At 61.5% G+C, this 6603-nt stretch carries 6 protein-coding genes; 1 reads left to right on the forward strand and 5 read right to left on the reverse strand.

Annotated features, from left to right (window positions below; translation table 11 throughout):
• Window positions 1-139 precede the first annotated feature (139 nt).
• Complete coding sequence (locus ACYSMN_RS24615) at window positions 140-631, reverse strand: cytidine deaminase (RefSeq protein WP_488926589.1); 492 nt, start codon at window positions 629-631, stop codon at window positions 140-142.
• Between the two features lie 398 nt (window positions 632-1029).
• Between ACYSMN_RS24615 and ACYSMN_RS24620 the strand changes: the two genes are divergently transcribed.
• Window positions 1030-2391 carry a saccharopine dehydrogenase C-terminal domain-containing protein gene (locus ACYSMN_RS24620; RefSeq protein ID WP_488926590.1) on the forward strand — a complete coding sequence of 454 codons (1362 nt, stop codon included), beginning with the start codon at window positions 1030-1032 and terminating at the stop codon, window positions 2389-2391.
• A gap of 10 nt (window positions 2392-2401) precedes the next feature.
• On the opposite strand, the gene ACYSMN_RS24625 is transcribed toward ACYSMN_RS24620, so the two are convergent.
• The 4 genes from ACYSMN_RS24625 to ACYSMN_RS24640 all read right to left on the reverse strand — a co-directional run bounded on the left by ACYSMN_RS24625 (window position 2402) and on the right by ACYSMN_RS24640 (window position 6374).
• On the reverse strand, window positions 2402-3586 hold the full coding sequence (locus tag ACYSMN_RS24625) for an aminotransferase class V-fold PLP-dependent enzyme (RefSeq protein WP_488926591.1): 1185 nt from the start codon (window positions 3584-3586) through the stop codon (window positions 2402-2404).
• A gap of 337 nt (window positions 3587-3923) precedes the next feature.
• Window positions 3924-4643: a tRNA1(Val) (adenine(37)-N6)-methyltransferase gene (locus ACYSMN_RS24630; protein WP_488926592.1), complete on the reverse strand. Its 720-nt coding sequence runs from the start codon at window positions 4641-4643 to the stop codon at window positions 3924-3926.
• A gap of 139 nt (window positions 4644-4782) precedes the next feature.
• A complete protein-coding gene (locus ACYSMN_RS24635) occupies window positions 4783-5607 on the reverse strand; it encodes an RNA polymerase sigma factor (protein ID WP_488926593.1) in 825 nt (274 codons plus the stop codon).
• Between the two features lie 74 nt (window positions 5608-5681).
• Window positions 5682-6374, reverse strand: a complete 693-nt coding sequence (locus ACYSMN_RS24640) for a hypothetical protein (protein ID WP_488926594.1) — start codon at window positions 6372-6374, stop codon at window positions 5682-5684.
• Window positions 6375-6603: the final 229 nt, after the last annotated feature.

Genomic DNA, 6603 nt, shown 5'->3' on the forward strand with positions numbered 1-6603 from the left:
GGGCTTGGTCGTTTCATCGTTGTTTTTGCTACCGATATGCCGCCCCGCTGGGGCTCGTGGGTGTATCTTCTGAGACGAGCCAGACTCGCTTTCTACTATTACCTGACCCACTCTCTGCTGTTACCTTGACGCTCTCGGCTCAGCTCTGCTTGGGCAAATCGGCGGCGGAGAAGCCGAAGGGGAGTAGATCGGCGAGGCTACGGAAACGGTAGATGCTGCCGTTGGGGCCGGGCAGCAGCAGCGGAATCGCTTGTTGCTGGCGCTGTTCGTATTCGGCCATCACCTGGCGGCAGGCCCCGCAGCAAGTCACGGCCACGAAGTCGCCGGTGGCGGGGCGAGCAGCTACGGCCATGCCGAGGATGCGCCGCTCGGGCTGGCTGGCGGCCAGGCCGAAGAGGGCGGTCCGCTCGGCGCAGAGGCCCGAGGGAAAGGCGGCGTTTTCCTGGTTGGTGCCTCGGAAGAGGCTGCCATCATCGAGCAGCAGCGCCGTGCCCACGTGGAAGTGGGAGTAGGGGGCGTAGGCGTGGTCGGTGGCGGCGCGGGCGGCCTGCCAGGTGGCGGCTTCGGCGGGCGTCAGCTCAGCTTCGGATAGTATCTCGACGTGGATGGTGAGGTGGAGCGGTTGGGCCATTGGCTAGGCAGAAAAAAAGCTCCGGCACCGACGAACGGCCCCGGTTACGTAAGGGGCGGTGAATGTACTACAATTGGCAATTATCAATGCGTAAGGAGCAGTAATACGGGTGTATCCAAGCAAGGTAATGCAGCCAAGCTCGTACGTTTGCGCCGTTGCGGGGTCTTGGTTGAGGAAGATTCATTAGACTTGGCTCCCGGCAACCTAAGCACAAGGCACTACACTCTACTTGAATTGACCGCTGCCATACAGACCGCTTGGTTTTTAGCCCGCAGAAGGCGCAGAAGTTTGCGCAGAGGACGCAGAAGCAGACGACACCCTGTACGCTGTTGTAACCAAGCACTACGCACCAAGCACTACGCACCAAGCACTACGCACCAAGCACTAAACTCTCCTTCATGACTCGTCTTTTGCTGCTGGGGGCGGGCCGCTCGGCCTCCTCACTCATTCAGTACCTGTTGCGCCACGCGCCCACCGAAAACTGGTTTCTCACCGTGGCCGATGTAAATCCGGCGCACCTGGTGCCGGTGCTGGCCGCGCACACCGAATATGCCCGCGCGGTGCCCTTCGACATTCAGGATGAGGCCCGGCTGGAAGAGCTGGTAGCCGAAGCGGATATTGTGATTTCGATGCTGCCGGCCCTATTTCACGCGCCGGTAGCGCGGGCTTGCGTGCGGCACGGGCGGCATTTGGCCACGGCCAGCTACGTGAGTGAGGAGATTCGGGCGCTGGATGCCGAGGCGCGGGCGGCGGGCCTCACGCTGCTCATGGAGTGCGGCCTCGACCCTGGCCTCGACCATATGTCGGCCATGCAGGTCATTGACGACGTGCGGGCGCGGGGCGGGCGTATCACCTCGTTCAAATCGTACTGCGGGGGGCTGCTGGCGCCCGATTCCGAGGGCGACAATCCGTGGAAGTACAAGTTCACGTGGAACCCGCGCAACGTGGTGCTGGCGGGCCAGAGTACGGCCAAGTACCTGCAAAACGGCCACCCGCGCTACATTCCGTACCAGCACTTGTTTGCGCGCACTGAAATTATTGAAGTGCCCGGCTACGGTGCTTTCGACGGCTACGCCAACCGCGATTCGCTCAGCTACCGCGCCCCCTACGGCCTCGACGACATTCCCACCATTCTGCGCGGCACGCTGCGCCGGGCCGGCTACTGCGCCGCCTGGCACGCGCTGGTCCGCCTCGGCCTCACCGACGATTCCGTGCACCTCGGCAACGCCGCCACTATGTCCTGGCGCGAGCTGCTGGAGTCCTATCTGCCCGTTTCGGTGCCGCGCGCCGCCACCGAAACCGAGCTGGCCGTGCAGTGCGCCGACTACCTGGACCTGCCCTTCACCGGCCCCGAAATGCAGCGCCTGCAATGGCTGGGCCTGTTCACTGATCGGCCCGTGGGCTTGCCCGACGCCACGCCCGCCCAGCTGCTCGAACGCCTGCTCACCGAAAAATGGCAGCTCCAGCCCCACGACCACGACATGATTGTGATGCAGCACCTGTTCGAGTTCGAGCTAGCGGGCCAGCGGCATCACCTCACCTCGTCGTTGGTGGTGCTCGGCGATGACGCCACGCACACCGCCATGGCCAAAACCGTGGGCTTGCCGCTGGGCATGGCCGTGCGCCGCTTGGCCCGCGGCGAGGTCACGCAGCGCGGCGTGGTCATACCTACCAGCGCCGCCCTCTACGCGCCCATCCTGGCCGAGCTGGCCGCCGACTATAATATCCGGTTCGAGGAGACGGGAGATTTTCACCCGTAAGTTCTTTTCATCAAATCAGTTGCCGAACCGCTTCTACAAACTGCTCTACTTCTTGCTCGCTGTTGTAGTAGTGAACTGAAGCTCGCACCAGTGCCGGCAGGTGCCGGGCCTCCGCATCGAGCCGAGTACTAGCATCCGTGGTGACGGATACATTGATGTGTTGGGCGAACAGCGCCGCTTGAATCTCAGTGGCGGGCATGCTGTCCAAGGTGAAGGTGGTGATGCCGCACAGCTCGGCACCCTGGTCGTAGACTGTGGCGCCCTGAATCGTTCTGAGCTGCTCCCGCAAGGTCTGGGCTAAGGCCTGGATGCGCGGGTAGGTGGTGGCTATATCTACTTCAAGGGCGTAGTCCACGGCGGCGCCAAGGCCCAGTTTGAGGGCAATGTTACTCTCCCAATTCTCGAAGCGGCGCGCGTCGGGGCGCATCTCGTAGGTGTCGCGGCTGGTCCAAGTGGCAGCGTGCATATCTAGGAAGGGGGGCTCTAGGCTTTCTATGATGCTGCGGCGAACGTACAAAAAACCCGTGCCCCGCGGTGCCCGCAAGTACTTTCGGCCCGTGGCTGATAGCATGTCGCAGCCAATTTCCTGTACGTCAATGGGCATTTGCCCCACCGACTGGCAGGCATCCAGCAAATACAACACGTCCGCTTGCTTGGCAACGCGCCCCACTGCCGCGGCCGGATTCACCAGCCCGCCATTGGTGGGCACGTGGGTGATGGCAATGAGCTTGGTGCGCGCATCAATCATGTTTTCCAGCGCCGTCACGGAGAGCTGCCCGGCCTCATCGTTGGGAATGGCTTCGATGCTGACGCCGAAGCGTCGCGCGGCTTGCAGGAAAGCAATGTAGTTGCTGGCGTACTCCGCTACCGAAGTCAGAATACGGTCGCCGGGTTGGAAAGGAATGGAGTAAAACGCCATATCCCAGGCGTGGGTGGCGTTTTCGACGATGGCAATTTCTTCGCGGGAGGCATGGAGCAGCGCCGCAATGGAACCGTAGACCGCCTCCACCCGGCCGTGCGCCAGACGGGCGGCTTCGTAGCCGCCCATGTGCGCTTCCATATGCAAATGCGTCAGCACCGTATCCAGGCTCTGGCGCGTGGTGAGGGCTGAGCCGGCGTTGTTGAAGTGCAAAACGTGTTGGCAGCCGGGCGTATCGGCCCGAAGTTGTTCCAAATTGGAAGTTGCAGTCAGCATGAGGGATGTGGTATGAATGTTACTGTTGCAGTCGGCCCAGAACAGTCGGCCCGCTCGCCGCGCAGAAACTGCCCGCGCAAGGTAGTGGCACGCTGTCAGAGGGCCGCCATGTCAACCAACTCCACCACTGGCAAAACTGACGGATGAGGCATCCCAACCGGTTGGAAGCCTATGAAAGTCGTCGTGTACTGCCTTCCAACCGGTTGGAAGCCTGTTCACGGCATCTTGCAAGGCACCCCAACCAGTTGGGAGCCTACGAAAGACGTCTTTGAAGGTACTCCAACCGGTTGGGAAGCTATGCAATCCGTCTTGTAAGGCCTCCCAACCGGTTGGGGTCCTACAACGCCAGATAGAACGGCCCCAGCAGCGCCCGAAACCCTGCGGAGTATTCTTCGCCGGCCTCTTTCACCAACAACTCTTGCTCCCGCAGCAACGGCGCCTGCCGCGCAAACGCCGTGATGTGGCGCAGCGGCTTGCTGCCCGCCCGATGCCGTAGCACCAGCCGGGCTGTCGGAAACAAGCCCACGGCAGCGGCTGCCTGCTCGAAGTGCTGCATTTCAGGTGGGGGCAGCAGTACTGTGAGGTGGCCAGCAGGAGCGAGGAAGCCAGCCGCAAAGCCCGCCAGCTCCGCGAAGCTCAGCGTATCGTCGGCAGTGTGGCGGGCGGTGGTGCGTTGGGCGTTGGGCGAGCGTAGCGAGTGGCGAAAGAAGGGCGGGTTGCAGAGAATATGGTTGAAAGGAACGGGGGCCGTAGCAGCGAAATGTGCCAGCGGCAGGGCATGCAGCCGGAGCCGTGCCGCCCAGGGACTAGCCGCGAAATTCGCCGCCGCCTGCCTAGAGGCGGCCGGGTCTAGCTCCACCGCTTCAATCTGCGCCGTGGGGTTGCGCTGCGCCGCCATCAGGGCCAGCAGGCCCGTGCCCGTACCAATGTCCAGAATCCGTTCCGCACCCGCCACATCGGCCACGGCTCCCAGCACGCAGGCATCGGTGCTCACCTTCATGGCGCACTGCCCTTGCTCGATGCGAAACTGCTTGAACTGGAAATACGAATTGCCCACGCGAAAGGAAAAGGTAAGTATTGCTGACGCCCACCCATCAGCCCGCTTTTTCGCGGGCAGATGGGTCGAAGGCCGCGCCGCCAGAACAAGTCCCACCAACGTCAGCATCATTGCCCGCAACCTACGAACAGGCGGCCATTTACGGCAGCAGACCGGTGAGCAGCTCATCGAGTTGCTGCCGGATTTGGAAGGGACTGTCGCGGAAGAGCGTGCTCAGGTGCAGCTGGATTTCGTCGCTCACATCGTCTTTGCGGCGGCTTACCACTTGGGCCACTTTCTGCGTGTACTGTCGGTTGAACAGCAGCCGGTCTTGGTCTACAATGCCTTGCTGCACCATTACTTTGGCCTTCTTGGGGCAGCGGCAAGGGTTTTGGGGGTTCACCAGGCCGCACTTGCCCGCGACGTAGTTGAGCAGATCGGCCTTGGCGCGGTGCAGCCGGACGCGGTAGTTACCGGGCGTCAGGTTAAACAGCTCGGCCCCCAGTGCGTGGTCGGCCCCGAAAATCTCGCCGATGATGTAGAGCAGCCGTTGGTCGCGGGTCAGGCAGAGCAGCATGGCCGTGGAGCACAGCAGCCGCACTTCTTCCACTTCGGCTTCGGTTGCCTCTCGTTCGGGCAGGTCGGCGCCGGCTAAGGCCGTGAGGTCACCGTGCCGCTCGAAAAGGTGTTCGTAGCGGCGGGTGGGGGAGTTGAGGAAATGATTGACCACCATGCGGTAGAGCCAAGTGCGAAATTGACTCTTGCCCGCGAAAGTCCGCAAGCTGGTCACCACCTTGATGAGCACCTCCTGCGTGGCGTCCAGGGCATCGTCGGGGTGCAAAAACAGCCGCAGCGAGATATTGTAGATGTAGTCCTGGTGTCGTTTGAGCAAGACATCCAGCGCCTTCCGGTCGCCAGCCACCGCCAGGGCCACCAGCTCCTCATCGGGCGGCGCGGCGGGTTCTTTGTGGACAGATAAGTTCATGGTGGTTGCCCTGGTTTATCAATGAAAGTACTCAAACAAGTGGCAGGCAGCTGCTTTCAACGCGCCAAGCTGGGCTACCGCGCATTGTTCAGCAGCACCGGCGTCTTAAACCACTCATAGGTGCTCACTTTCTGCCGCTCCAGAAAAGCCGTGGCGTTTTTGGCATTGGCAAACAAGAGCAGCGCGCCTTCCCGCGTGCCGGTTTCAAGAACCAGGTAGGTGCGCAGCAAGCCTGGCTGTTGCGCGAGGCACTGCTGGCCCAGCGCCGGGCTGATAGCGTGCACAAACACCGTCACGCAGTCGCTCTCCCGCTGCCGATAGTTGAAATCGGAGCCAACAAACGCCTTATCCTGGACCACGGAATAGTAGTCGACGGTGGGCTTGTGGCCGCGCTTCCGCTCAACGTCCGCAAACCAGCCGGGCGTGTACCAGTCCCGCGCCCGTTGTTCGGAGTCCCAGAGGTAGATGCCGCCGAAATACTTTTCGTCTTTAGCGAGAATGGAAAAGGCCTTGAACCGCAGTCCGGCCACCTGCTGGTACTCTGGAACAACTTTCTTGAATTGGCCGGGCAGTATGAAATCAAACGCGTACCAAGGTGCTTTTACTTTCACCACCGTCACTTTGCGGCCATCAGCCGGAGCATCTGGCGCGAGAGTTTGGATTTGGTGGGCTGGTTGGCTTGCAGAGGCCGCGCCGGTGCAGGCCGCCGAGCCGGAGAGAATGGCGCTGAACAGGAGCATAAGGGCTGTTGGTTGAAGCGTTGTCATGAGCGGTTTGGGTTAGATGTACAGCTCTTAGACCGCCCAATCGGAAAGTGTTACAAATCCAGATGCTCTGCTACCTAATCCCGGCTCATTAGCCTACAAGCCCCTGCATCCCAACGCGCCGGTTACACAAGAAAAAAGCCCTGGCTAAAGTAGCCAGGGCTTTTTCTAACTTAATCAGGACTTACGCACGGCGGCCTATGGGAAGCCCCGGAGGGGCGGTATATCGGTA

The sequence above is a fragment of the Hymenobacter sp. M1-2 genome, assembly GCF_057808495.1.

Bases quoted from the DNA above. Each gene is read 5' to 3' on its own strand.
- ACYSMN_RS24615 (WP_488926589.1), bottom strand. From the start codon at position 631: ATGGCCCAACCGCTCCACCTCACCATCCACGTCGAGATACTATCCGAA.
- ACYSMN_RS24620 (WP_488926590.1), top strand. From the start codon at position 1,030: ATGACTCGTCTTTTGCTGCTGGGGGCGGGCCGCTCGGCCTCCTCACTC.
- ACYSMN_RS24625 (WP_488926591.1), bottom strand. From the start codon at position 3,586: ATGCTGACTGCAACTTCCAATTTGGAACAACTTCGGGCCGATACGCCC.
- ACYSMN_RS24635 (WP_488926593.1), bottom strand. From the start codon at position 5,607: ATGAACTTATCTGTCCACAAAGAACCCGCCGCGCCGCCCGATGAGGAG.
- ACYSMN_RS24640 (WP_488926594.1), bottom strand. From the start codon at position 6,374: ATGACAACGCTTCAACCAACAGCCCTTATGCTCCTGTTCAGCGCCATT.